The 213-nt window shown below is 70.4% G+C and carries 1 protein-coding gene; it reads left to right on the plus strand.

What is annotated here, in order from left to right:
* Positions 1-83 precede the first annotated feature (83 nt).
* On the plus strand, positions 84-213 hold a 130-nt coding region (locus tag EXE44_RS19890; protein WP_199241320.1), incomplete at its 3' end, for an aspartate carbamoyltransferase regulatory subunit.

Genomic DNA, 213 nt, shown 5'->3' on the forward strand with positions numbered 1-213 from the left:
GGGATCCCCGTGCGGATGGCGCTGCTCGACACCCTCTTGGAGAACGCGACTCCCGACGGCGACGGGGGGGCGGAGGTGGACCGATGAGCGAGCACGAGCTCCGCGTCTCGAAGATCCGCGACGGCACCGTCATCGACCACGTCGAGGGCGGGCAGGCGCTGAACGTCCTCGCCATCCTGGGTATCGACGGCTCGGAGGGGTTCGGCGTCTCGG

Source organism: Halorubrum sp. SS7, from assembly GCF_005435055.1.
Lineage (GTDB): Archaea > Halobacteriota > Halobacteria > Halobacteriales > Haloferacaceae > Halorubrum > Halorubrum salinarum.